This is a genomic window from Pseudomonas sp. AC239, assembly GCF_979258545.1.
Genome location: NZ_OZ409864.1, coordinates 3,839,859 through 3,863,690 on the forward strand (window position 1 = coordinate 3,839,859; position 23,832 = coordinate 3,863,690).

General features: G+C 60.4%; 22 protein-coding genes. 4 read left to right on the forward strand and 18 right to left on the reverse strand.

The window, feature by feature from the left end; all coding sequences use genetic code 11:
- Positions 1–113: 113 nt before the first annotated feature.
- Positions 114–1,181, reverse strand: coding sequence for an ABC transporter substrate-binding protein (locus ACZ0AZ_RS17530; RefSeq protein ID WP_463537796.1), 1,068 nt, complete (start codon positions 1,179–1,181; stop codon positions 114–116).
- Between the two features lie 351 nt (positions 1,182–1,532).
- On the opposite strand from ACZ0AZ_RS17530, the gene phnR reads away from it, so the two are divergent.
- Positions 1,533–2,246, forward strand: coding sequence for a phosphonate utilization transcriptional regulator PhnR (gene phnR, locus ACZ0AZ_RS17535; protein WP_129999235.1), 714 nt, complete (start codon positions 1,533–1,535; stop codon positions 2,244–2,246).
- A gap of 179 nt (positions 2,247–2,425) precedes the next feature.
- Here phnR and ACZ0AZ_RS17540 read toward each other — a convergent pair whose 3' ends face one another.
- From ACZ0AZ_RS17540 to minC, 8 genes are all read right to left on the reverse strand, one after another.
- A complete protein-coding gene (locus ACZ0AZ_RS17540; RefSeq protein WP_463537797.1) occupies positions 2,426–3,760 on the reverse strand; it encodes an amidohydrolase in 1,335 nt (444 codons plus the stop codon).
- Between the two features lie 63 nt (positions 3,761–3,823).
- Positions 3,824–5,977 (reverse strand): mechanosensitive ion channel family protein, encoded by a 2,154-nt coding sequence (locus tag ACZ0AZ_RS17545; RefSeq protein ID WP_129999233.1) that lies wholly within the window; start codon positions 5,975–5,977, stop codon positions 3,824–3,826.
- 74 nt (positions 5,978–6,051) lie between these two features.
- A complete protein-coding gene (locus ACZ0AZ_RS17550) occupies positions 6,052–6,228 on the reverse strand; it encodes a hypothetical protein (protein ID WP_165839208.1) in 177 nt (58 codons plus the stop codon).
- A 191-nt stretch (positions 6,229–6,419) separates the two neighbouring features.
- Positions 6,420–7,709: a M18 family aminopeptidase gene (locus ACZ0AZ_RS17555; protein ID WP_064364632.1), complete on the reverse strand. Its 1,290-nt coding sequence runs from the start codon at positions 7,707–7,709 to the stop codon at positions 6,420–6,422.
- Between the two features lie 178 nt (positions 7,710–7,887).
- Positions 7,888–8,523, reverse strand: coding sequence for an RluA family pseudouridine synthase (locus ACZ0AZ_RS17560; protein WP_463537798.1), 636 nt, complete (start codon positions 8,521–8,523; stop codon positions 7,888–7,890).
- A gap of 90 nt (positions 8,524–8,613) precedes the next feature.
- Entirely contained in the window at positions 8,614–8,868 is a 255-nt protein-coding gene (gene minE, locus ACZ0AZ_RS17565) for a cell division topological specificity factor MinE (protein ID WP_003223146.1), read from the reverse strand.
- Positions 8,868–9,680 (reverse strand): septum site-determining protein MinD, encoded by an 813-nt coding sequence (minD, locus tag ACZ0AZ_RS17570; protein WP_007913953.1) that lies wholly within the window; start codon positions 9,678–9,680, stop codon positions 8,868–8,870. Before minD ends, minE begins: the two co-directional genes overlap by 1 nt.
- A 169-nt stretch (positions 9,681–9,849) precedes the next feature.
- The gene (gene minC, locus ACZ0AZ_RS17575; protein WP_041479318.1) at positions 9,850–10,587 is read right to left on the reverse strand and encodes a septum site-determining protein MinC; all 738 of its coding nucleotides are present in this window, start codon (positions 10,585–10,587) and stop codon (positions 9,850–9,852) included.
- A gap of 117 nt (positions 10,588–10,704) precedes the next feature.
- On the opposite strand from minC, the gene ACZ0AZ_RS17580 reads away from it, so the two are divergent.
- Complete coding sequence (locus ACZ0AZ_RS17580) at positions 10,705–11,637, forward strand: lipid A biosynthesis lauroyl acyltransferase (protein ID WP_122505993.1); 933 nt, start codon at positions 10,705–10,707, stop codon at positions 11,635–11,637.
- Positions 11,638–11,671: 34 nt separating this feature from the next.
- The gene (locus ACZ0AZ_RS17585) at positions 11,672–12,844 is read left to right on the forward strand and encodes a patatin-like phospholipase family protein (protein WP_463537799.1); all 1,173 of its coding nucleotides are present in this window, start codon (positions 11,672–11,674) and stop codon (positions 12,842–12,844) included.
- 91 nt (positions 12,845–12,935) lie between these two features.
- On the opposite strand, the gene ACZ0AZ_RS17590 is transcribed toward ACZ0AZ_RS17585, so the two are convergent.
- The 8 genes from ACZ0AZ_RS17590 to puuE form a co-directional block, all read right to left on the reverse strand.
- Positions 12,936–13,721, reverse strand: coding sequence for an outer membrane protein OmpK (locus tag ACZ0AZ_RS17590; RefSeq protein ID WP_039763795.1), 786 nt, complete (start codon positions 13,719–13,721; stop codon positions 12,936–12,938).
- A 372-nt stretch (positions 13,722–14,093) separates the two neighbouring features.
- A complete protein-coding gene (locus ACZ0AZ_RS17595) occupies positions 14,094–14,879 on the reverse strand; it encodes an outer membrane protein OmpK (protein ID WP_039763797.1) in 786 nt (261 codons plus the stop codon).
- A 162-nt stretch (positions 14,880–15,041) separates the two neighbouring features.
- Positions 15,042–16,394 carry a nucleobase:cation symporter-2 family protein gene (locus ACZ0AZ_RS17600; protein WP_039763799.1) on the reverse strand — a complete coding sequence of 451 codons (1,353 nt, stop codon included), beginning with the start codon at positions 16,392–16,394 and terminating at the stop codon, positions 15,042–15,044.
- A gap of 168 nt (positions 16,395–16,562) precedes the next feature.
- Entirely contained in the window at positions 16,563–17,876 is a 1,314-nt protein-coding gene (locus ACZ0AZ_RS17605; RefSeq protein WP_129999230.1) for a urate hydroxylase PuuD, read from the reverse strand.
- A 51-nt stretch (positions 17,877–17,927) separates the two neighbouring features.
- The gene (locus ACZ0AZ_RS17610; protein ID WP_039763801.1) at positions 17,928–18,431 is read right to left on the reverse strand and encodes an ureidoglycolate lyase; all 504 of its coding nucleotides are present in this window, start codon (positions 18,429–18,431) and stop codon (positions 17,928–17,930) included.
- 120 nt (positions 18,432–18,551) lie between these two features.
- A complete protein-coding gene (gene alc, locus ACZ0AZ_RS17615; RefSeq protein WP_463537800.1) occupies positions 18,552–19,553 on the reverse strand; it encodes an allantoicase in 1,002 nt (333 codons plus the stop codon).
- A gap of 87 nt (positions 19,554–19,640) precedes the next feature.
- A complete protein-coding gene (uraD, locus tag ACZ0AZ_RS17620) occupies positions 19,641–20,156 on the reverse strand; it encodes a 2-oxo-4-hydroxy-4-carboxy-5-ureidoimidazoline decarboxylase (protein WP_039763804.1) in 516 nt (171 codons plus the stop codon).
- A complete protein-coding gene (gene puuE, locus ACZ0AZ_RS17625; RefSeq protein ID WP_039763806.1) occupies positions 20,153–21,079 on the reverse strand; it encodes an allantoinase PuuE in 927 nt (308 codons plus the stop codon). The genes uraD and puuE overlap by 4 nt, the downstream gene beginning before the upstream one ends.
- Before the next feature lie 420 nt (positions 21,080–21,499).
- Here puuE and uraH point away from each other — a divergent pair, with 420 nt between their 5' ends.
- A complete protein-coding gene (gene uraH / locus ACZ0AZ_RS17630; RefSeq protein ID WP_024012214.1) occupies positions 21,500–21,853 on the forward strand; it encodes a hydroxyisourate hydrolase in 354 nt (117 codons plus the stop codon).
- A gap of 127 nt (positions 21,854–21,980) precedes the next feature.
- Here uraH and ACZ0AZ_RS17635 read toward each other — a convergent pair whose 3' ends face one another.
- Positions 21,981–23,822, reverse strand: a complete 1,842-nt coding sequence (locus ACZ0AZ_RS17635) for a hypothetical protein (RefSeq protein WP_463570751.1) — start codon at positions 23,820–23,822, stop codon at positions 21,981–21,983.
- Between the last annotated feature and the right edge of the window lie 10 nt (positions 23,823–23,832).

Sequence of the window (23,832 nt, forward strand, 5' to 3'; positions counted from 1 at the left end):
CTTGCTCGCGAAGGCGTCAGATCAGCCAACATCAATGTTGAATGAATAACCGCATTCGCGAGCAAGCTCGCTCCCACAGGGATCTTTGTCGGATCAAGCAGTGGGTCAAGCCATCACTTCATTTCTACGATGACTTCTTCGTTCCACTGCTGTGGCAGGGCTTTGGAGGTCTTTTCCCATGCGTCGACGTCCTTGACCGGCGTGACGCCCTTGTACTGCTCGTTGGGCAGCAGCTTGGCTTTTACGTCTTCCGGCAGTTGCAGGTGTTCGGCGCGGATCGGCCGGGCGTTGCCTCGGGCGAGGTTGGTCTGGCCGGCGTCGCTGAAGATGTATTCGCGGGTCAGCTTGGCGGCGTTGGGGTTTTTTGCGTACTTGTTGATGATCGTGGTGTAGCCGGAAATCACCGAGCCGTCAGACGGAATCAGCACTACGTAATCATCCGGGTTGGCCATCTTGGCTTTGTAGCTCAGGCCATTGAAGTCCCAGACCACGCCTACTTCGATCTCGCCTTTTTCCATGGTGGCGATCGTTGGGTTGGCCATCGACAGACGACCCTGTTTGGCGAGGTCGGCGAACAACAGCAGGGCAGGCTTGATGTTTTTCTCGTCACCACCGTTGGCCAGTGCGGCAGCGAGGACACCGTTGGCGGCCTGGGCAGCAGTGCTCACGTCGCCGATGGAGACTTTGTATTTGCCGGTTTTCAGGTCAGCCCATTTGGTCGGCACGTCGGAGCCGTTCAGCAGCTTCTTGTTGACGATGAAGGCGATGGTGCCGGTGTAGGCCAGTGCCCAGTTGCCGTCCTTGTCCTTGGCCCAGTCCGGAATCTGATCCCAAGTGCTTGGCTTGTAGGGTTGCACCACGCCTTGCTTGACCGCGATCGGGCCGAAGGCAGCACCGACGTCGCCGATGTCAGCGGTGGCATTGTCTTTTTCAGCGGCGAACTTGGCGATTTCCTGGGCCGAGCTCATGTCGGTGTCGATGTGCTTCAAGCCATAATTCGCAGCCAGGTCATCCCAGGTGCCTTTCCAGTTGGCCCAGTTGTCCGGCATGCCGACGCTGTTGACGGCGCCTTCCGCCTTCGCAGCGGCTTCGAGGGTTTTCAGATCGGTGTCGGCCGCCATGGCGGCGCTGCACATAGCAATGGTCGAGCCTAACAGTGTTGCCAGGAAAAGCTGTTTCATTCCGAAGCTCCTTGGTCGTGTTCAACGCTGCGATTGCGGTTGGTGTTGGTCTAGGTCAGCAATACCTGAGCCAATTTAGGTCGGCTGGATGACATTTTGATGTCGATGGCCTCTTGGCTGATCTTTTATCAACCATTGTCAGGAAGGTGCCAGATCAGCGTAGACCAAACCCAAAGGCCCGTAGGGCAGGGGACTTGGCCGATGTATTGCAAGCCGTGAAAGCGACCGTTCGGTAGTTTTGTCATCTGTCGGTCATCTGCACTGCCTAGGCTTGCAATATACGAAGGCGCTTTGATCGGCGTTCGGATTTGCCCCGAAACAGTGCTGGTCTAGTCCAGATAGGTAACGTTGATGCGCGATGAGGCAACGAAAGCGGTGACAGCGATTGGCCAGGTGCTGCAGGAGCAAATCGATCATGGTTTGCTGGCGGCCGGGAGCAAGTTGCCCGCTGAACGCAAACTCAGCGAGTTATTCGGGACGACGCGGATCACTGTGCGTGAAGCGCTATTGCAGCTTGAGGCGCAGGGGCAGATTTATCGCGAGGAGCGGCGTGGCTGGTTCGTGTCGCCGCCGCGTTTGGCTTATAACCTGATGCAGCGCAGTCACTTTCACGCGATGGTCAGTGCGCAGGGGCGTGAGCCGTCGACCGAGGTGATTTCGGCGCGTTTGCAACCGGCTTCGGCGGCGGTGTGTGCATGGTTGCAGCTGCCGGCGTTGTCGAGCGTGATTCAGATTTGCCGCTCGCGGCGCATTGATGGGCGGCTGGTGCTGTACGTGGAGCACTATCTGAATCCGCAGTTTTTTCCGGGGATCCTCGAGTTCGATTTGAATCAGTCGATCACCGAGCTGTATGCGCGGCATTACGATTTGCACTATGGGCGGGTGCGGTTCGAGATGGTGCCGACGGCATTGTCGGTGGATGCAGCGGCGGCGTTACGGGTGTCGGTGGGGAGCCCGGGGTTGCGGATTGCGCGGGTCAATTATGATCAGCATGGGCGGTTGATTGATTGTGATCTGGAGTTTTGGCGGCATGATGCGATTCACGTTGGGGTTGATGTGGTTTGACCTTGGCGGCCTTCGCTGCACCTGCACTCGCTGTGTACGACTGCGTCGTACGGTACTCGAGCTTGCGCTCATCGATGGAGGAGCTGCCGAAGGCTCGGGCCGGGATCGGACGATCTTTTGATTTTGCTGTTCTGTGGGAGCGAGCCTGCTCGCGAAAGCGCCCCCACAGTCACCCCTCTCTACTTGCCCACCGCCGCATTCCCATACAAATAATCCGTCGCCAACGACGCTAATGTCCTCACTCCAACCACCAACGCCGATTCATCCACAAAGAACCCCGGATTGTGATTCGGCGCAGCCTTGCTCATGTCCTGATCTCTCGGAGTCACTCCGAGAAACACAAACAATCCCGGCGCCTCTTTGGCAAAGAACGAAAAGTCTTCCGCCCCACCCACCAGCGGTCCCTGCACCACATCGTCCTTGGCCGCCCACTTCAACGTCGGCAGCATTTTCTCAGTCAATGCCGGGTTGTTAATCGTCGGGTCGTATTTTTCGATGATGGTGACATCAGCTTTGGCGCCGCCGCTCTCGGCGATTTTCTCGATGGTCTGGCGTACATCGCTGTGCAGTTTCTGGCGGATGCCGTAGTCGTAGGAACGGATGGTGCCGGTCATGTCGACGGATTCGGGGATGATGTTGTAGCGGGTGCCGCCGTTGATGGTGCCGATGCTGACCACTGACGGGTAAGAGGAAATGTCGGTGCGGCGGCTGACCACGGTTTGCAGGCCGACGATGGTTTGCGCGCCGACGGTGATCGGATCGATGCCGTCCCAAGGGCGGCCGGCATGGGTTTGTTTGCCGTGGATCTTGATGCGCAGGTCGTCGGAGCTGGCCAGGGTCGGGCCGGGGCGGTAGGCGATCTGGCCGGCGGGGACGCCGGCCCAGACGTGCAGGCCGAACACCGCGTCGGGTTTCGGCGCTTTCATCACGCCTTCTTCGACCATCATCTTCGCGCCCCAGGTATTTTTGCCATCGGGAATGAAATCGCTCGGGCCTTCTTCGGCGGGCTGAAAGTAGAACACTACGGTGCCGGGCAGGGTGTCGCGCATGCCCGTCAGAATTTTCGCTGCGCTGAGTAGGATCGCGGTGTGGGCGTCGTGGCCGCAGGCGTGCATGACGTCGACTTCCTTGTCGAGATACGTGCCTTTGGCTTTTGAAGCGAACGGCAGGTCGGAGACTTCCTTGACCGGCAGCGCGTCCATGTCGGCGCGCAGGGCCACGGTCGGGCCGGGCAGGGCGCCTTTGAGAATGGCGACAACGCCGGTGCGGGCGACGCCGGTTTTCACTTCCAGGCCCATGGCTTGCAGCTGTTTGGCGACCAGTTCAGCGGTGCGTTTTTCAGTGTTGCCAAGTTCTGGATGAGCGTGCAGGTCGCGGCGGGTTTCCAGCAGCTCCGGCTCGAGCTTCTGCGCCTGCTCGGCGATCTGTGTGCGGGCGCTGTCCATCGTCGCGGCGCTGGCGTGGCTGGCGACCAGGGTGAGCAAAAGGGTCTGGGCAATGCGCGTCAGTTGCATGGGCTTCTCCTTGATTATTGTTGTTGGCTTCCTTGCCTGTGACTGCATCCGCGCGCTTGAGTGCTATTCCTTCGGTTGACCGCCGCCGGCAGTAATCACCTGCACACTCATCCGCGGCGTCGCCAGATCCAGCCCCGCCTCATCCAGTTGCCGCTTCAACGCCAAGTTGAACGCCCGGGAAACCTCCCACTGCTTGATCGGCGCAGTCTTGAACCGTGCGCGCAAAATCGCGCTGCCGGACTCGAAACTTTCCACACCCTGAATCTCCAGTGGCGACCAGATGTTGCGGCGTTGCAGCGGATCGCTGCGCATCTTCTGGCCGACGTCGCGCATCAGTTTGATCGCATCGTCGATTTCCATGTTGTACGGCACGGCGACGCGGAAGATGGCGTAGCCGAATTCCCGCGAGTAGTTCTTGATGCTTTTGATTTCGCTGAACGGAATGGTGTGGACGATGCCGTCGATGTCGCGCAGCCGCACGGTGCGGATGGTCAGACCTTCGACGGTGCCGAGGTGGCCGCCGACGTCTACGTAATCGTCAATGGCCAGCGAGTCTTCGATGATGATGAACAGGCCGGTGATCAGGTCAGCGACCAGCGATTGCGCGCCGAAGCCGATGGCCAGACCGATCACACCGGCACCGGCCAGCAGTGGCGTGACGTTCATGCCCATGTTCGCCAGCGCGACGATCAGCGCGATGATGAAAATCGCCACGAACAGCACGTTGCGGATCAGCGGCATCATCGTCTGCGCGCGGGCGTTGGCCAAACCCTTGCGCGAGCGGGTGAGGGCGTGGTGCACGGCGGTGTCGGCGAGGATCCAGATCAGCCACGAGAAAATCAGCGTGCCGATCAGGCTGAACAGTTTGACGCTGATGTCATGGCCATCGCCTTCGGCGAACGCGATCAGCGAATGGCCCCAGACGCGCAGGCCCAGTTCGATGAAGATCAGCCACACCAGCAAATGCGTCAGGGTGTAGAAGAAGTTTTTCAGGCGCTCCGAGTACAGCGCATGGCGTTTCGGCCCGCGTTGCGGTTTCAGCGAATGGCGGCGCACCAGGCCGTTGATGACCATGCACAACACCAGCAGCACCGTGCAGATCAGCGACTGCCGCAGCGCGGTACTGGTATCGCCGGCAGAGACAAATGTGGCGAACAGCGAGATGCCGACCAGCACCAGTGCCGGCACGTACCAGAACGTGCCGAGGATCTCGATGGTGTCGCTGAGGGCGCGGCGGGTCAGGCGGCGTGACAGCGGTTGGTTGCGGATCAGGTGCGCGATCGGTCGGCGGAATCGCAGAATGAACAGGCCGGTCGACAGTGCCGCGAGGACATTGGCGGTGGTTGCGGCGGTGTGGGCCAGATGCACGCCGAGGCTCTCGACCAGACGCGGATCGCTCAGCGCTTCACCGAATGCGGCGAAGCTGCCGATCAGCCACAGCGGCCGAAACGCCTGATGACGCAGGATGTACAACGCGCGATGGCGGTGCGGGCCGTCGAGTAGGGAGAAAGCAATCACGCAGATCGCCGAGAAACAGGTGCCGACCACCAAGGCATAAGCCAGCACCATCGCCAGGCTTTTGCCCAGCGACGACGGCAGCGCGTAGCTCATGTACACCGTCATCACCAGGGCAATCAGCCACGGCCCGAGCTTGCGCAGGGCAAAGCGCAGCATGTCGAGGGCCTTGGGGTGTTGCGGCAGTTCTTCGGTGAGGCCAAAGCGCATGCGCACGCGGTGGCCAAGCCAGATCAGCGCGGCGGCGAGCAGGCTCCAGACCATCAGAATCACGGCGAAGCCGAAGATGATCGGCAGCCATTCGTTGGCCGGGAGCAGCTTGCTGGTGAGTTCGTCCTTGGCCAGATCGAATTCGTTGGACCAGCGAGTGATCGGGCTGTCGGCGCCGGAAAACTGTTTTTCGAAGTTGGCGAGGGTGCCGCCGATCAGGCCCAGCACGCCTTCTTCCGGGGTGGCCTGCGCTTTTTTCGTGGCGTCGCGCAGCTTCTTCAGATCACTGAGCAGCTGCGCGCGTTGCTTGTCGTTTTCCAGCGACTTGATCACTTCGTCCAGCGACTGGCCGAGGGGTTCCACGGCTTCAGGCTGCGGTTTGGAAGTGTTGAGCAGGCCGGGCAGACCGACTGCCTGGGCGGGCGCCAGCGGCAGCAGCGTCATCAGGCAGACTAGCAGCAGACCGGGCAAAGCAAAAAGACGAGCAAACACCAGGGGACGACCTCGGGATAGGCGGATGCGCTGGAGTGTACGAGGCCCTCTGGCGCAATGCGAGCCGGGGGCGGTCATTCGTTGAGTTTGGCGAGGATCTTGTAGACCACCGTGGCGAGGATCATCAGCATGCCGATCCACATGGCCAACACCCCGGCGTTCTTGTCACGGAAGTTGAAGCCGATGGCGAGCAGGATCATCCCGCTGAGGATGGGAATGAGCATGGCATGGAAGGACGACATCGAGATCATGAAGACTGCCTTGTCTGTGGGGATGCTTGCAGTCTAGGCGGGTTTTCGAGGCAGGGTGTGATGTGGCTCAGGAATGCATCTGGCCAGAGAGGATTCTGCTGGCTGCACAGGCGCTTTCGTGAGCAGGCTCGCTCCACAGGTGAATGGCATTCCATTGTGGGAGCGAGCCTGCTCGCGAAGCTTGTCAGCCGTTACGGCAATTCACGACTGGCATAAAACGCGCTGAGCACTTTGACCAGATGCGCCAGATCATGGCTGCCGCACAGCTCGCGGATCGAGTGCATGGCGAAGGTCGGCAGGCCGATGTCGACGGTGCGCACGCCCAAGTGACTGGCGGTGATCGGGCCGATGGTCGAGCCGCAGCCCATGTCGCTGCGCACCACGAAACTTTGCACCGGGACTTCTTCGGCCATGCACAAATGGCGGAAGAAACCGGCGGTTTCGCTGTTGGTGGCGTAGCGCTGGTTGCTGTTGACCTTGATCACCGGGCCGGCATTGAGTTTCGGGCCGTGGTTGGCGTCGTGCTTTTCCGCGTAGTTGGGGTGCACGCCGTGGGCGTTATCGGCCGACACGAGCAGGGATTTCTGAATGGTGCGGACGAACTCGTCACCTTCCGGCAGTAGGCGCCGCAGGGTCTGTTCTAGCATCGGTCCGTCGGCACCGCATGCCGAGCAGGAGCCGACTTCTTCGTGGTCATTACAGACCAGCACGCAGGTTTCGTCGGTCTCGGCGGTGAGCAACGCTTGCAGGCCGGCGTAGCACGACAGCAGGTTGTCGAGGCGTGCGCCGGCGATGAAATCACCGTTCAAACCGATCACCGCAGCGCTTTGCGTATCGTAGAAGCTCAGCTCGTAATCCAGCACCACGTCGGCATTCAAGCCGTGCTCGCGGGCCAGTTGATCGGTGAGCACGGCGCGGAAATCGACGCGCTCGTCGCCGGCGAACTGGGCGAGGATCGGCGGCAGTTCGGTCTGCGCATTGATCGCCCAGCCCTGATTGGCTTCACGGTTGAGGTGAATGGCCAGGTTGGGAATGATCGCGATCGGTGCCTTGAAGTCGATCAACTGGCTCTCGACCTTGCCGTCACGGCGGAAGGTCACGCGGCCGGCCAGCGACAGATCGCGGTCGAACCACGGCGCCAGCAGCGCGCCGCCGTAGACTTCGACGCCCAGTTGCCAGAAGCCTTGGCGCTGCAGTTCCGGCTGCGGCTTGACCCGCAGGCATGGGCTGTCGGTATGGGCGCCGACCAGGCGGATACCGTCGTGCAGGGGCGAGTTGCGGCCCATTTTGATCGCGACGATCGAGGAGTCGTTGCGGGTGACGTAATAGCGGCCGTTGGCCTCGGTGGACCATGGCTCACGCTCGTCGAGGCGCACATAACCGGCGGCCTCCAGACGCTGAACAAGGCTGGCGGTGGCGTGGAACGGGGTAGGGGAGGCCTTGAGGAAATCGATCAGGCCCTGGTTCAACTCTGCGCGCATAAGAAACTCCAGACAGCAATGGACGGGAGTTTAACGTATTGGCCGAACAATTGAATCCGAACGGATCCCCTGTGGGAGCGAGCCTGCTTGCGAAGGCGATTGATCAGTCAACATCGATGCTGAATGTGAAACCGCTTTCGCGAGCAGGCTCGCTCCCACATGGGGCCGGTGCTGGCTGTCAGAACGGGGCCGGGCACTCGAAGCGCAGGCGTTCGCCGGTTTGCGGATGAGTGAAGCTGAGCATGCTGGCGTGCAGGCACAGACGTGGCCAGGCTGCCAGCGCCTGTTCATGGGCATAGAGCCCGTCGCCGAGCAGCGGGTGGCCGATCGACAACATGTGCACGCGCAGTTGATGCGAGCGGCCGGTGATGGGCGTCAACTCAACCCGGCACCAATCGCCGCAACGTTCCAGCACCTTCCAGAAGGTCAGCGCATGCTTGCCGAGTTCGTGATCGACCACGTGCCGGGGCTTGGTCGGTGGGTCGTAGCGCAGGGGCAGATCGATGCTGCCGCTGTCCAGTTCCGGCTGACCCCAGGCCAAAGCGGTGTAGGCCTTTTCGGTTTCGCGGTCATGAAACTGCCGCGACAGCTCACGATGGGTGTCGGCATCCCGGGCCAGCAGGATGATGCCGGAGGTTTCCCAGTCCAGACGATGGACGATGCGCGCTTCCGGGTAGCCGTTTTCCTGCAGGCGGGTGATCAGGCAGTCCTTGTTGTCGTCAGCGCGACCGGGCACCGAGAGCAGCAGGGTCGGTTTGTCGACCACCAGTACGGCGGCGTCCTGATGGATGATGCGGATGTTGGACAGCGGCATTAAAACAGCCTCGTAACAAATGCCAACGGCGGTTCAGGACCATTCCACTGGGGAATGGCCCTGAACCGCCGTCATACCTGCCGGATCGACTCAGCGATCGGGCAGGGTGATGTTGAGTTCCAGAATCGAGCAACTGCCCTGGCTTTCCAGTGCAACATGTACGTCATCGTTGCCGATGTTGACGTACTTGCGGATCACGTCGACCAGTTCCTTCTGCAAGGCTGGCAGGTAATCCGGCGTGCTGCGCTGGCCGCGCTCATGCGCCACGATGATCTGTAGACGCTCTTTCGCTACCGAGGCGGTACTTGGCTTTTTGTTGGCACGAAAGAAGTCAAAAAGGTTCATTACCTACCTCCAAACAGGCGCTCGAAGAATCCCTTCTTCTCGACATCGAGGAATCGGTGGGCTTTTTCTTTGCCCAGCAGGCGGTCGACGGTATCGCTGTAAGCCTGACCGGCATCGCTCTGGTCGTCGAGAATCACCGGCACGCCCTGGTTGGAAGCCTTGAGCACCGCCTGGGATTCCGGGATGACGCCGAGCAAGGTTACCGAAAGGATTTCCTTGACGTCTTCAACGCCGAGCATCTCGCCCTTTTCAACACGCTCCGGGTGGTAGCGGGTGATCAGCAGGTGTTCCTTGATCGGGTCTTCGCCACGTTCGGCACGGCGCGATTTGCTCGCCAGCAGGCCGAGCATGCGGTCCGAGTCACGTACCGAGGAGACTTCCGGGTTGGTCACGACGATCGCTTCGTCAGCGAAGTACATGGCCAGGTGCGCACCTTTCTCGATGCCCGCCGGGGAATCGCAGACGACGAACTCGAATTGTTCCTTGAGCTCCATCAGGACTTTTTCCACGCCTTCGACGGTCAGCGCGTCTTTGTCGCGGGTCTGGCTGGCCGCCAGTACGTAGAGGTTTTCCAGGCGCTTGTCTTTGATCAGTGCCTGTTGCAGGTTGGCTTCGCCGTTGACCACATTGACGAAGTCATACACCACGCGGCGCTCGCAACCCATGATCAGGTCAAGGTTACGCAAGCCCACGTCGAAGTCGACGATCACTGTTTTGTGGCCGCGCAGAGCGAGGCCGGTACCGATAGCGGCGCTGGTGGTGGTCTTACCCACACCACCCTTGCCGGATGTAACCACGAGAATCTTGGCCAAGGTGTTTCACCCCTAAGGAAGAAGGACTGTTCAGCCCCTGAAAAACATCTCTTGAAAACTACTGCAGTCGGACAGCCTTGGCTGGAATTTGGCTTTGGGCCTTTTTCCTACTTCGTTTGAGCCGTTTTCGCTACGTTTTAGAGATGCTTGGAAAATGCGGCAGTATCCGTTAAAGCCGAATGATGTTCAACACGTCGCCTGACAGGCTGACCTGGACGCCCGAGCCCCACATCGGATCACGACGCAAATCCTCGGAGACCTTGTAATGACCGGCGATGGAGATCAGTTCAGCGCTCAATTGCTGACAGAAAATCCGTGCCTTGGTGTCACCTTTGACGCCGGCCAGTGCTCGGCCGCGCATCGGGCCGTATACATGGATGTTGCCATCGGCGAGAAGTTCCGCCCCCGGACTGACCGATGAGACCACTACCAGATCGCCACCCTGGGCATATATCTGTTGGCCACCACGTACTGGCGTGGTGATTACGCGGGTCGGTTTGACCGTCGGCTCAGGTGGCTTTTCCGGCTTCTTTTTGACTTCGGCTTCCGGCGTCTCCAGCGGGCGCTCGCGGGCACCCGAGGGCGGTAGCACGGGGATGTCGATGGCGATGGCAGCGGCGATGTCTTCGATGCGGCTGGCACGAATGGCCAGGGTACGCAGGCCGTGCTGGCGGCAGACGCGCATCAGCCCCGGCAGGTCAACCGCGCCCTGGTTCGGCGGCAGTTTGTCGAGTGCCAGAACCAGCGGTGCATTGCTGAAAAAATTCGGCGCCTGGGCGACTTTGGCGGCCAATTGCCGATCGAGGCTTTCGAGGTCGTTACGGGCCAGTTCCAGCACAGTGATGGCCAGCATGCTGCCCTTGAGCTGGAATACGGGATCTTGGTCTAACGGGTCGGTTTGGCTCATGTCGGCATACAACGGCTTGTCACTAAAAGTGCCGAGACTTATAACGAGAACGCCCGCGAGCCGCAAGCCGGGTCGAACGATGTAGAATGCGCGGCCACTGTATTTACGGAAGCTTTAATGGATCGCCCGCGTTTTCGAAAAGCATATCTTGCTCCGCGCTTCTGGCCGCTCTGGTGCGGCCTGGGGCTTTTGTGGCTGATCGTGCAGCTGCCGTATCCGGCGCTGTTGACCATCGGTCGAGTTTTGGGCGCGTTGATGTATCGCGTCGCCAGCGACCGGCGAACCATCGCCCGGCGCAATCTGGAATTGTGCTTCCCGGAAAAATCCGCCGCCGAGCGCAAACGCCTGCTCAAGGAAAACTTCGCCTCTACTGGCATTGCCTTTTTTGAAATGGCGATGAGCTGGTGGTGGTCGCGCGAGCGTCTGGCGAAACTGGCCCACGTCGAAGGCCTTGAACATCTGCAAAAAGCCCAGCGCGAAGGCAAAGGCGTGATCCTCATGGCCGCGCATTTCACCACGCTGGAAATCGGCGCGGCGCTGCTCGGCCAGCAGCACACCATCGATGGCATGTACCGCGAGCATAAAAATCCGTTGTTCGACTTCGTTCAGCGCCGTGGCCGTGAGCGGCACAATCTCGATTCGCTGGCGGTGGAACGCGACGATGTGCGCGGCATGCTCAAGCTGCTGCGCTCGGGCCGGGCGATCTGGTATGCGCCGGATCAGGATTACGGCGCCAAGCAGAGCATCTTCGTGCCGCTGTTCGGCATTCAGGCCGCCACTGTCACTGCGACGACCAAGTTCGCGCGCCTGGGTAAAGCCTTGGTGGTGCCGTTCACGCAGGAACGTCTGGCCGACGGCAGTGGTTATCGCCTGGTGATCCATCCGCCGCTGGATGACTTCCCCGGCGAGAGCGAGGAGGCCGATTGCATCCGCATCAATCAGTGGGTCGAGAGCGCTTTGCGTGCCTGCCCCGAGCAATACCTGTGGGCGCATCGGCGCTTCAAGAGTCGCCCGCCGGGTGAGCCGAAACTTTATCCCAAGCGTCGTTGATTAGCCGATCTGACAAGCACCGTGGAGTGTTGCGATGAGTCCTGCTGAACCGGTCACAGGTTTGATTCTTTCCGGCGGCGGGGCTCGGGCGGCTTATCAGGTCGGGGTGCTGGCGGCGATTGCCGAGTTGCTGCCGATCGGCGCGGACAATCCGTTTCCGGTGATCGTCGGCACCTCGGCCGGGGCGATCAATGCGGTCAGCCTGGCCAGTGGCGCTACGGACTTTCGCGCCGCCATCGAACGCCTGACCCAGTTCTGGCAGGGCTTTCGCAGCCACCGCGTGCTGCGCAGCGACTGGCCGGGCGTGATCCATCAAGCCAGCCGCTTCGTCAGCCACAGCCTGCTCGGCCTCGGTCGGCAGATGCCGGTGGCGCTGCTCAACAGTTCGCCGCTGCGCGAACTGCTCGAGGAAAAACTGCACCTGCCCGGCATCGCCGAATCCATCGCGCGCAAGCAATTGCATGCGGTGGCGGTGACCGCGTTCGGCTACGAATCGGGGCAAGCGGTGACGTTCTATCAGGGCGGCGGTACCATCGACGCCTGGCTGCGGCACCGCCGCATTGGCGTGCCGACGCAATTGTCGGTCGATCATCTGTTGGCCAGTTCAGCGATTCCGCTGTTGTTCGCGCCGGTGAAAATCGGCGAGGAATATTTCGGTGACGGCGCAGTACGCCAGTCGGCGCCGATCAGCCCGGCGCTGCATCTGGGTGCCAGTCGCGTGCTGGTGGTGGGCGTCAGCGGCAACCCGCGCGGCGTCGATCCGCAGCAGCCGCTGGAGCGCGCCTACAGCGGCCAGCAACCGACGCTGGCGCAGATCGGCGGGCACATGCTCAACAGCACGTTTATCGACAGTCTGGAGAGCGATATCGAGTTGCTGCAGCGTCTGAATCAGTTCAGTCATTTGCTCCCGGCCGGCACACCTACTCGTGCGCTGGGTGTGGCGCCGGTGGAGGTGCTTGTGATTGCGCCAAGTCAGCCGATCGACGAAATCGCCGCGCGGCATCGCCAGGAACTGCCAGCAGCGTTGCGCCTGTTTCTGCGCGGTCCGGGGGCGACGAAGACGAGCGGGGCGGGGGTGCTCAGTTACCTGCTGTTCGAGGCGGGGTATTGCAGCGAGTTGATTGATCTGGGGCGCAGGGATGCGTTGGCCAAGCGCGAGGAGCTTTGCCGGTTTTTGCGGATATCTGAAGCGGTGGCTCCTGCCTGAAATCTGCGGTGAGGCCTTCGCGAGCAGGCTCGCTCCCACATTGGAACTCGGTCTAAATGTGGAAGCGAGCCTGCTCGCGAAGCTTTTAGGGTCAGAAGTGGAACTTGACCAGGAAGCTTGTGGTGCTCTGATCGGTCTTGAAGTACTGGCTGTCCTTGATCCCGTACTTGTCCGACCAGTAGTCGTACTCGACACCGACATACAACTGCTTCTCGCCGAAATTCAGCGCCTTGCCCAGGTCGTATTTGACCTGCGGATTGAAGTGCAGGTTGGCGTGGTAGTCGCCCTTGGAATTGGAGTCGTTGTCGACCACCCAATCCATGAAGCCGTCGATGAGGATGTTCGATTTGCCCACCGGGATGGTGTAGGACCAGACCGGGGTGATCTGCCAGACGTTGTCACCGGCGCGTGCGCCCTGGGTGTGACGCTGATAGAAGTTCAGCTGGAAGTAGTCGAAGCCAGGAATCGCCAGGTCGAAGCCCGGACCGATCAGGTACGCCTCGGTATCGCCTTCACCGAACTCGTAGGTCATCGCCAACAGCACATCAGTCACCGGGCCGAAGGCCAGTTTCTGATCGAAGATCTTGCCGAACGACAGGCGCGGGCTGAGCTCGCCGTAGTAGGTGTTGGAGCCGACGCCGCCATCATCCTTGCCGTTGTAGAAGATCTTGTCGATGAACAGGAAGTTGTCCCCATACTTCCAGGCATCGGCGTGCTCGAAGGTCACGGTCTGCTGAATGCGCGGGTTGACCTGGAAGTCCTTGCCATACAGGTAGGTCAGGCTGTTGTTCTGCCACTGCAGCAGGCCTTCGGCCATCGCCTGGCCGCCGGCGAACATCGATCCGGCCAGCATCAGGCTGGTGCACATACGTTTCATTCGGTTGCTCCCAAAGTAGGTGTTCCACGTTATTTTTTTAAGATCGGCGCTCTGATGTGGCGCCTTTTTTCGTACCGCAAATTTCATCCGATCGGTCAGCTTTCAATGCTGGTAGCAAAAGCTGCGCCAAGGCTTTCGAAAAACCAAAAAACGCCCGTTCGGCTGTTGAGAAACAGTCGACGAGCGTGTTTTTCGGAATGCCTCAGGGCTGACCGCGGCCGGGATAAGTTGGCTTTTCGGTCAGAAATTGAATCCGGGCTTTTTTTTAGAGCGAATTCGGAAGGCGGCGGAGAATACTGACTCCACGGCCAAGGCTCAAGTGCCCCGCAACAGAGCACCGACGGCAGGTATGGCGCACGGTTGCGGGCCATCTCAGAAGTGCACCTTCAGCAGCAGGCTGGCGGTGTTCTGGTTGGTATCGAAGGAGTGGCTGTTTTCAATGCCGTATTTGTTCTTCCAGTAGCTGTACTCGGTGCCGACGTACACCTGCTTCTGGCTCCAGCCCATGGCTTTGCCGAGGTCATATTTGATCTGCGGATTGATGTGCAGGTTGGCGTGGTAGGTGCCGCGCGAGTTCTCGTCGTTGTCGACGACCCAGTCGAGGTAGCCGTCGATCAGCACATCGGAATTGCCCAGCGGGAAGCTGTAGGACCACGCGGGGGTGATTTGCCAGACGCCATCACCGGGGCGCGGGCCTTCGGTCTGGCGACGGAAAATGTTCAGGGTGACGTAATTGAAACCGGGCACTTTCAGATCGAAACCGGGACCGATCAGGTAAGCCTCGCTTTCGCCTTCGCCGTACTCGTAGGTCATTGCCAGCAGCACATCCTTGATCGGGCCGAACTCGATCTTGCGGTCGAGGATCTTGCCGAAGGACAGGCGCGGGGTGAATTCGCCGTAGAAGGTGTGAGGGCCTTTGTTCGGATCTTCCTTGCCGTTGTAGAAGATCTTGTCGACGAACAGAAAGTTGTCGCCGTACTTCCATTTGTCGGCGTGCTCGAAGGTCACCGTCTGCTGATACGACGGGTTGATCGCGAAATTCTTGCCGTACAGATAGCTGAGGCTGTTGCTCTGCCACAGCAGCAGATCGCCGGCCATGGCCTGACTCGCGGCCAGCAGGCCGCCACTCAACAGAACGTTGCTTTGCGTGCGGATCATCTGTTGCTCCCTCTTGTTTTTATTGTTTGAGGCACAAGCAGTTGCGTAGTCCCTGTGGGAGCGAGCCTGCTCGCGAAGCGGTTGTGTCAGTCACCATCAATGTTGAATGACACAGCGCTTTCGCGAGCAGGCTCGCTCCCACAGGTGGTGTGGTGGTTTCAATCAGTGCGCATGGCAATCGTTGATTGCTGCGCGCTCCTTGCCGCCGAGGATGTTGAACAGCAGGTTCAGGGTCAGCGCGCTGAGAGTGGCCATGGCGATGCCGCTGTGGGTGATCGGGCTCATCCACAGCGGCAGGTGGGCGAAGAATTCCGGACGCACCACCGGGATCAGGCCCATGCCGATGCTCACCGCGACCAGCAACTGGTTGCGGCGGTCACCGATGTCAGCTTCCTGGAGGATCTTGATCCCAGTCGCGGCGACCATGCCGAACATCGCAATCGCCGCACCGCCCAGCACCGCCGGGGGAATCGACGCCACCAGAAACGCCGCTTTCGGCAGCAGGCTGAGGACGATCAGCAGACCACCGGCAACGATGGTCACCGAGCGGCAACGCACGCCGGTCATCTGCACCAGGCCGATGTTCTGCGCGAACGAGGAGTGAGTGAAGGTGTTGAAGAAACCGGCAAAGAACGACGCGCCGGCATCGCACAGCAAGCCGCGACGGAGCATGCGCGGGCAGACTTCCTGGCCGGTGATCTTGCCCAGCGCGAGGAACATCCCGGTGGACTCGACGAAGATGATCACCACCACCAGACACATCGACAGAATCGGCGCGAGCTCGAACTTGGGCATGCCGAAATGCAGCGGGGTGACGAACTGAATCCACGGTGCGCTGGCCATGCCGCTGAGGTCGACCATGCCGATCACGCCGCACAATACATAGCCCAGGCACATGCCGATCAGCACGGAAATGTTGACCCAGAATCCGCGCATGAAGCGGTGAACCAAGAGGATGGTGGCCAGCACCAGCGCGGCGATGGCCAGATAAATCGGCGATCCGAATTGCGCGGCGTCGACCCCGCCACCGGCCCAGTTCACGGCCACGGGGAATAGCGATAAACCAATCGAGGTGATGACCGTGCCGGTGACCAGCGGCGGGAAGAAACGCACGACCTTGGACATGAACGGTGCGATCAGCATGCCGAAGAAACCGGCGGCGATCGTCGCGCCGAAGATGCCTTGCAGGCCGATGCCGGGCATGCCCGCCATGGCGACCATGCTGCCGACCGCAGCGAAACTGGCGCCCATCATCACCGGCATGCGGATGCCCATCGGGCCAATGCCGAGCGACTGCACGATAGTGGCGATGCCGGCGACGAGCAGGTCGGCGTTGATCAGGAAGGCGATTTCTTCACGACTCAGGCCAGCGGCCTGTCCGATGATCAGCGGCACCGCGATGGCACCGCCGTACATCAGCAGAACATGTTGCAGACCGACCAGGATCAGTTGCAAAAGGGGCAAACGCTGAATGGCGGGTGCGTCGGGGATGCGCGCTTTGGACAGCTCGGACATGCAACACCTCGGATCTTTTTTATTCTTGTGATTAACAGCTGCCGGGTTGCTTGCAGCTGTTTCTTTGCATCAGGCAGACCGCGGAGCGGCCATTCGCGGGCAAGCCCGCTCCCACACAGGCTATGCAAAACCCTGTGGGAGCTGGCTTGCCAGCGATGCTTTTAACGATTAATTGGTCTGCGCTCCCTGGGCAATCCAGGCACCAATCAGGTCACGTTCCTGCTGGGTCATCTGGGTGATGTTGCCCAGTGGCATGATCTGTGTGGTGATGGCTTGCGCCTGAATGCGCGCGGCGTTCTGGCGGATCTGCTCGGGGGTATCGAACATCACACCGGCCGGGGCTGCGCTGAACAACGGGCTGGTCGGCTTGGACGAATGGCACACCGTGCAACGCTCTTGAATCACGTTGTGCACTTTGTCGAAACCGGGGCCGGCATTCGAGGCTTGCGCAGGTGCCGCCGCAGGGGCTGCGGGTGCCGCAGGTTGCGCCGCTTCGGCCGGTTTCGCGCCACCGCCCAATGCCGTCTCCGGCAGCGGTTGGTACTCGATTTTCGCCGGTGCCTTGGCCACTTCAGGTGCGTTCGACATCGGCATCGGACCGGTGACGTAGGCCAGACAGATCATGCCCACCGCTGCCACTGGCAGGGTCCAGGCAAACTTGTGGCTGTCGTGACGGGTGTTGAAGTAGTGACGCACCAATACCGCCAACACCGCGATCCCGGCCAGGATCAACCAGTTGTACTGGCTGCCGTAAGTGCTCGGGAAGTGGTTGCTGATCATGATGAACAGCACTGGCAGGGTGAAATAGTTGTTGTGTCGCGAACGCAGCAGACCCTTGGCCGGCAGCGCCGGATCCGGCGTGCGGTTCTCGGCGATCGCCGCCACCAGTGCGCGTTGCGCCGGCATGATGATGCGGAACACGTTGCCGACCATGATGGTGCCGATGATCGCGCCGACGTGCAGGTACGCACCACGCCCGCTGAACACTTTGCTGAAGCCATAGGCCGCGGCGATGATCAGGACGAACAGGATGAAGCCGAGCAGGGCGGGTTTCTTGCCCAGGGCCGAATCGCAGAGGAAGTCGTAGACGAACCAGCCGACGATCAGCGAGCCGATACCGATGGCCACACCTTCAGGACCGCTGAGGCCGCTGCCGGGTGCGACGAGGTAGAGCACGGGGTTGGAGTAGAACACCACGCACAGCAGCGCGATCCCCGACATCCAGGTGAAGTAGGCTTCCCACTTGAACCAGTGCAGGTTGTCCGGCATGGACGGTGGGGCCAGTTTGTATTTTTCCAGGTGGTAGATGCCGCCGCCGTGGATCGCCCACAGATCACCGGCCAGACCGGTTTTCGGGTTGACGCGGTTGAGGTTGTTCTCCAGCCAGACGAAGTAGAACGACGCGCCGATCCAGGCCACGCCAGTGATCATGTGAACCCAGCGCACGCTCAGGTTCAGCCATTCCAACAGATGTGCTTCCACAGTCTTTACCTCTCGCCCGTCACTCTTGTTGTCGAGTGATCGGACCTTCTCTTATTGGTGGGGGGCGAGGATCAACCGCTCATCCTCTTTGAAAAAATGCTCATCGCAGTTATTGCCTGTGCCACTGCGATCAACCACCAGGAAGTCATCCCGCTTTTCGATCGTCAGCACCGGGTGGTGCCAGACGCCGCGATGGTAATTGATGCCCTGCCTGCCGTTGGTGACGAAGGCGCGGACCAAGCCTGATACAGGTGCATCGCCAACTGGCGCGACCACGATCAGAAAGGGGTTGCCGAGCAGCGGAATGAAAGCCTGGCTGCCCAGCGGATGGCGTTCCAGCATGCAAACGGTCAGCGGCATGTCCTGCGCGTCGGCGCGGAAAATGCTGATGATTGCGTTGTCCTCAGGCGTAGCGGTTTCGACCGTCGCCAGTTTGTGGAAGCGCATGGTCGAACCGTTGTTGATCATGAAGTGATCGCTGCCGTCGGTTTCGATCACGTCACCGAAAGGGGCGAAGGCTTCTTTGGTCAGCGGTTCAATCGTCAATGTGCGCATGCTGTTCTTCTTATCCGGATTCTATGTTGTTAGATCTATCGCCATCGCGGGCAAGCCCGCTCCCACAGTGGACTGTGGCGTTCACAAAACCTGTGGGAGCTGGCTTGCCAGCGATTGGGTTCAACCTTGTTTAGCGACCTTGCCCAATACACGCAGGCGACTCACGCCACCATCCGGGAACACGTTCAGGCGGATGTGGGTGATCGGGCCGAGTGCCTTGATCTGCTCGACGAAGGTGTGTTCGGCGTGCATTTCCAGCTTCTGGCTTGGCAGCAGTTCGCGCCAGAACAGCGACTGGGTTTCGATCTGGCTGTCGGTGCCGCCCTTGACGAACGCGCCCTGGATCGAGCAGGTGTCGGGGTAGTTGCCTTTGAAGTGCAGGGTGTCGACGACGATTTTCTCGATCTCGCCCGGATGACCCAGCGCGACGATCACCCAGTCATTGCCCGGCGTGCGACGACGCGCGGTTTCCCAGCCGTCGCCCATGTTGATGCCACGGCCCGGGTTGAGGATGTTGTTCATGCGGCCGAAGTGTTCGTCGGAGCAGGCGAGGGCGCGGCCACCGTTAAGGGCTGCGGCCAGATCGACTTGCTCGTTGTCGCCCACAGCGGACCAGTCGCGGAACGGAATGCCGTACACGCGCAGACGGGCAACACCGCCGTCCGGGTAGATGTTGAAGCGCAGGTGGCTGAACGCTTGGTCGTTGCTGATTTCGTGGTAGTGGTGGCTGTTGCCCTGCAGCTCGACGGCCGACAGTACTTCAGTCCACTGGGTGTTTTCATCCGGCTCGCCCGAGGCCAGGAAGCACGCTTCCAGCGAGGCCGATGGCGGGTAGTTGCCGGTGAAGAATGAAGTGTCGATGTCCACGCCTTTGATCGAGCCCGGTACGCCCAGACGGATCACCGCGCTGTCGTAACCTTCGAAGCGCTTGCGGCGCGACTCCCAGCCGTCCATCCACTTGCCGTTGTCATCGAACACGCCCTCCTTCCATACGGCCGGGGTCGGTTGGAACAGACGATTGGCGTCTGCGAACCAGTCATCGGTGACCGAAATGATCTTGGTGCCCAGGCGGGCGTCGGCCAGGTTGACGTATTTTTCGAAAGGTACGGCGTAAGCTTTCATTCTTCTTGTCTGCCTTTGATAAGTTGGCTGGGGATGCTCGCAGGGCCCTGGGCGTTTGCGCGTTCATTCACGCTCGGGCCAGGCTTGCTAAAGAGTCAGTAAACGGAACAGGGCGATCTTGTTGATCTCCGCCAGCGCGCATTTGAACTCGGCTTCCACCGAATTGTTGATGCGCGTTTCGAACGCCGCGAGGATCTGATGCCGGTTGCTGCCTTTTACCGCCATGATGAAGGGAAACTTGAACTTGGCTTTGTAGGCGTCGTTCAGCTCGGTGAAGCGCTGGAACTCTTCGGCCGTGCATTGGTGAATACCGGCGCCAGCCTGTTCATGGGTGCTGGCTTCGGTCAGTTGGCCCTGGACGGCGGCTTTGCCGGCCAGGTCCGGGTGAGCGTTGATCAGGGCCAGCTGGCTGGCATGATCGGCGCTCAACAGGATATCGCTCATGCGCTGGTGCAGGGTTTCGATCTCGTCGATCGAAGCGTCCGCACCGAGGTCGTAGGCCTTTTCGGCCACCCATGGCGAATGTTCGTAGATGTCGGCGAAGGCTTTGACGAAAGCGTCGCGGCTCAGGGTCGACGGTTGCAGGGTTTGAAAGCGGCTCATTTTGCAGTCCCTTGGTACGGGTGGGTTTCTTGCCAGTGGCGCGCGATGTCGACGCGACGGCTGAACCACACCTGTTCATGACTTTTGGCGTATTCGATAAAGCGCTTGAGCGAAGCGAGGCGACCGGGGCGGCCGATCAGCCGGCAGTGCAGACCGATCGAGAGCATTTTCGGCGCTTCGGCCCCTTCGGCGTAAAGCACATCGAAGGCGTCTTTGAGGTATTCGAAGAAGTCGTCACCCTTGTTGAAACCCTGCACTTGCGTGAAGCGCATGTCGTTGGTGTCGAGGGTGTAGGGGATCACCAGATGCGGCTTGCCGGTGGGGTTGTTCGGTTCCCAGTAGGGCAGGTCGTCGTCGTAGGTGTCGCAGTCGTAGAGGAAACCGCCTTCTTCCATGACCAGCCGACGGGTGTTCGGCCCGGTGCGGCCGGTGTACCAGCCCAGCGGACGTTCGCCGGTCAGTTCGGTGAGGATGCGGATCGCTTCGAGCATGTGCTCGCGTTCCTGCGCTTCATCCATGTACTGATAGTCGATCCAGCGGTAGCCGTGGCTGCAGATTTCGTGGCCGGCATCGACCATCGCGCGGATCACGTCCGGGTGACGTTGGGCGGCCATGGCCACGGCGAAGATGGTCAGCGGAATGTCGAATTCCTTGAACAGTTTCAGAATCCGCCAGACGCCGGCGCGGCTGCCATACTCGTAAAGCGATTCCATGCTCATGTTGCGCGCGCCTTGCAGCGGCTGGGCAGCGACCATTTCGGAGAGAAAGGCTTCGGATTCCTTGTCGCCGTGCAGAATATTGCGCTCGCCACCTTCTTCGTAATTGAGCACGAAGGACAGGGCGATCCGGGCATTGCCCGGCCAGTGTGGGTGAGGAGGGTTACTGCCGTAACCGATCAGGTCGCGTGGGTAGTCAGCGCTCACTGCAGTCTTCCTTCTTGTACGTTGACAGATTGGTGTGGCGGCCTGGCAGGCTGGCGTCACAGCGATGGGCTGATTGTATACAACTTTATTTACATTTTGTAAGCCTGAATTTTCGCATTTTTCACCGGCTGTCATCTTTTGCTGCTAGCGGTTCGAGCCTGCAAGAAACCTGCCTGACCAGTCAGCTAATGAATAGAAGGTTCAATGATCAGGCGCATTGTCTGTAGATTGGCGATAAAGGCCCGGATGGCGGGGGTGAGGCGAAAAATGTCGTTTTTATTGTGTACAATTTTTTTGAAAAGTGTCTTAATCAGTCGCTCGCCGCAGCGTTTCGTGCTCCGAATCGGTGCGGTCTCCTTTTCAACTGACTTCGGGAGGCGCGAGGTCTGACCGCTTGTTGCGGCCAGGCGCGCAGAATCAATGGGACGTTTGACAACACACGTTTTGGACGCTGCACACGGTTGCCCGGGCAGCTCGATCAAGGTCGAGCTGTACCGCGTTGAAGGATCGCAGCTGGAATTGGTCGCCAGTGCGACAACCAACAGCGATGGCCGGGTCGACGCACCGTTGCTGCAAGGCGACGATTATCGCACTGGCGTTTATCAGGTGCAGTTCCACGCCGGCGATTACTACCGCGCCCGCGGTGTGCAACTGCCCGAGCCGGCATTTCTCGACGTGGTGGTGTTGCGTTTCGGCATCTCCGCCGAGCAGGAGCACTATCACGTGCCCCTGCTGATTTCGCCTTACAGCTATTCCACGTATCGGGGCAGCTGACCCCCAAGCAGCTGCCCCCACCGGGAAGCGACTGCGCATATAGCTTCTTTGGTCTTTCGCCCGCCCACACTGCGGGCTTTTTTTATGGCCGCAATGTTCCCTCCAATCCGGCGACCGAGCGCCATGCTCAGCGTTCGCGAATGATGAATACCGAGTCAGGCTTGCCGGCAACCTTCAACACTCCGCCGATCAGCCAGACCACTTTGTTTTGCGCGGCGGCCTCGGTCAGCGCCTTGAAGGCGTCCTGGCCGATTCGCGCGGGTGTGCTCGGTTCGGTCAGTTCATTGCCGGGCACATGAGTGAGGCCTGCCTGGTCGATCGCTCCCAGTTTGAGGAAGAAAATCTGATCGTGGTGGGCCCGTTTGAAAACCAGCGTCGGTATGCGATGTTCATACGTCAGCGGGAATAATTCGTAGCCGCTGTTAACCAGCAAGGAACCGATCAGCCGCCTCAGGTTGAGGTCCGAGGGATAGGTTGAGTAGTGATTCCAGGCCGCTGGAAAACGCTGCGGATCGAAGGTCAGGCGTTGCAGCTCACTGTCGACTTGGGAAGGCATCGGAATCAGTCTTTTTCCGCCAAGGTCAATATCCGGCGCCACGGTCAGCATGCTCATCGGGTCGGCGCGGGTCTGGGCCGGCGTCGTAGACAGCGGCCGGTGCTGCCATTGCTGCAACGCAGCATCAATGTTGAGCAGCCCGGTGCCGGTGATCGTCGGCGAGTGGTCGGCCAGTTCGAATAGTCGTCGGGCCACGGCGCGCGCGGTGGCGTCAGAAAAATCGGGGAATGCACGAGCAACGGATTGGGTGATTGGCGCTTCGAAAAAGTGTTTGCCCGGATGTATTTCACCTGGATCGTTGCCGATTCGAAACGTGGCCACCGGCTGCAAGCCGGGGGCGGTGGCCAGCATGTGTTCGAATGCCTCGAAGTGCGTTGGCGCGAACTCGGGATGAAGCACGAAAAACACCCGGGGCGCGGGGTTTGAGCCAACGGGCACGATGGGATAATGCAACCAGCCGAGCTGCACCGATTCGATCCCGGCAGGCTTGTTCAAATGGCCCCAGGGCAACCAGAAATACGCCGGATGGTGATCCTGGGCGCTGGGTGCTTGCCCTGTAGTCTCCTCAAGCCGTGGCCGTTTGCTCGGGCCGGCGATGGGCTCTTCGGCCTGGGCGACCGGCTGTCGGCTGGATGATGGGGGCTCTGCGGGCTGGGTGCCGGGTGCTTTCTGCCGCCAGAACACGGTTCCCGCGATCTGTTCAAAAAATATCTCCGGTGCCGCATGGCTTGCCGCTGACGCCTGCTGATAGTCGCCGTCCTTGTTTTTGCGCACCATGACTGTTCCGTCAACCGTGGTGACAAAGGTCTGCTTGAGCTTGTTGTAGCGAATGCCATTAGTGGCCATTTGCGGCTTGGTCAGCGTGTTGACGTCCGACGGGGTCAGATAGTCGGGGCTGGCCACGGTAGTCGGAGCGCGCCGGATCGATGGCCTGTCAGGGCGCTGGATGCTCCAGCTCGCCTGGCCTTCGTTGGGAGCCAGGGCGAGGCCGGTGACACCGGGGGCGAAAGTCAGGGGTAAATGGTAGTTGCCGTGCAGATCCTGTTCGACCACGAACCGTCCTTCACTATCGATTTGTGCGTACGTTCGCTGATCCGGACCGGTGAACAGACCACTCTTGTCTGGCACGGCAATCAGCTCGTGAGCGCGCTCCTGTGGCCAGGGGATCGCGTTCCGAGTGGTGCCAATACGATTCGCTGTCGGCGGCAACTCATGAATGACCACCGCAGGCTGGCGATCAACCGCTGCGGAGGTGTCGGCGCCCCGGCTGAGGGGTGGCGGTTGAATGCCCAGCAGCAAGGCATCCGGCATGTGCAGACCGATGGTGTTGCTGCGTGTCGGCGAACCTGAGCCGGAGGCGTCGGGGAGGTTGGTTTTTGTCGTGACAGAAACTTTTTTGGGTGGTTTGGCCATACTGAACTAC

Coding starts and splice junctions, on each gene's coding strand:
- ACZ0AZ_RS17550 (WP_165839208.1), bottom strand. CDS start 6,228: ATGATCTCGATGTCGTCCTTCCATGCCATGCTCATTCCCATCCTCAGC.
- uraD (WP_039763804.1), bottom strand. CDS start 20,156: ATGAGCCGCTTTCAAACCCTGCAACCGTCGACCCTGAGCCGCGACGCT.
- ACZ0AZ_RS17555 (WP_064364632.1), bottom strand. CDS start 7,709: ATGCGCGCAGAGTTGAACCAGGGCCTGATCGATTTCCTCAAGGCCTCC.
- ACZ0AZ_RS17540 (WP_463537797.1), bottom strand. CDS start 3,760: ATGCAACTGACGCGCATTGCCCAGACCCTTTTGCTCACCCTGGTCGCC.
- minE (WP_003223146.1), bottom strand. CDS start 8,868: ATGAACCTTTTTGACTTCTTTCGTGCCAACAAAAAGCCAAGTACCGCC.
- ACZ0AZ_RS17580 (WP_122505993.1), top strand. CDS start 10,705: ATGGATCGCCCGCGTTTTCGAAAAGCATATCTTGCTCCGCGCTTCTGG.
- minC (WP_041479318.1), bottom strand. CDS start 10,587: ATGAGCCAAACCGACCCGTTAGACCAAGATCCCGTATTCCAGCTCAAG.
- ACZ0AZ_RS17595 (WP_039763797.1), bottom strand. CDS start 14,879: ATGATCCGCACGCAAAGCAACGTTCTGTTGAGTGGCGGCCTGCTGGCC.
- ACZ0AZ_RS17600 (WP_039763799.1), bottom strand. CDS start 16,394: ATGTCCGAGCTGTCCAAAGCGCGCATCCCCGACGCACCCGCCATTCAG.
- ACZ0AZ_RS17610 (WP_039763801.1), bottom strand. CDS start 18,431: ATGCGCACATTGACGATTGAACCGCTGACCAAAGAAGCCTTCGCCCCT.
- ACZ0AZ_RS17585 (WP_463537799.1), top strand. CDS start 11,672: ATGAGTCCTGCTGAACCGGTCACAGGTTTGATTCTTTCCGGCGGCGGG.
- alc (WP_463537800.1), bottom strand. CDS start 19,553: ATGAAAGCTTACGCCGTACCTTTCGAAAAATACGTCAACCTGGCCGAC.
- ACZ0AZ_RS17635 (WP_463570751.1), bottom strand. CDS start 23,822: ATGGCCAAACCACCCAAAAAAGTTTCTGTCACGACAAAAACCAACCTC.
- phnR (WP_129999235.1), top strand. CDS start 1,533: ATGCGCGATGAGGCAACGAAAGCGGTGACAGCGATTGGCCAGGTGCTG.
- ACZ0AZ_RS17590 (WP_039763795.1), bottom strand. CDS start 13,721: ATGAAACGTATGTGCACCAGCCTGATGCTGGCCGGATCGATGTTCGCC.
- ACZ0AZ_RS17530 (WP_463537796.1), bottom strand. CDS start 1,181: ATGAAACAGCTTTTCCTGGCAACACTGTTAGGCTCGACCATTGCTATG.
- uraH (WP_024012214.1), top strand. CDS start 21,500: ATGGGACGTTTGACAACACACGTTTTGGACGCTGCACACGGTTGCCCG.
- ACZ0AZ_RS17560 (WP_463537798.1), bottom strand. CDS start 8,523: ATGCCGCTGTCCAACATCCGCATCATCCATCAGGACGCCGCCGTACTG.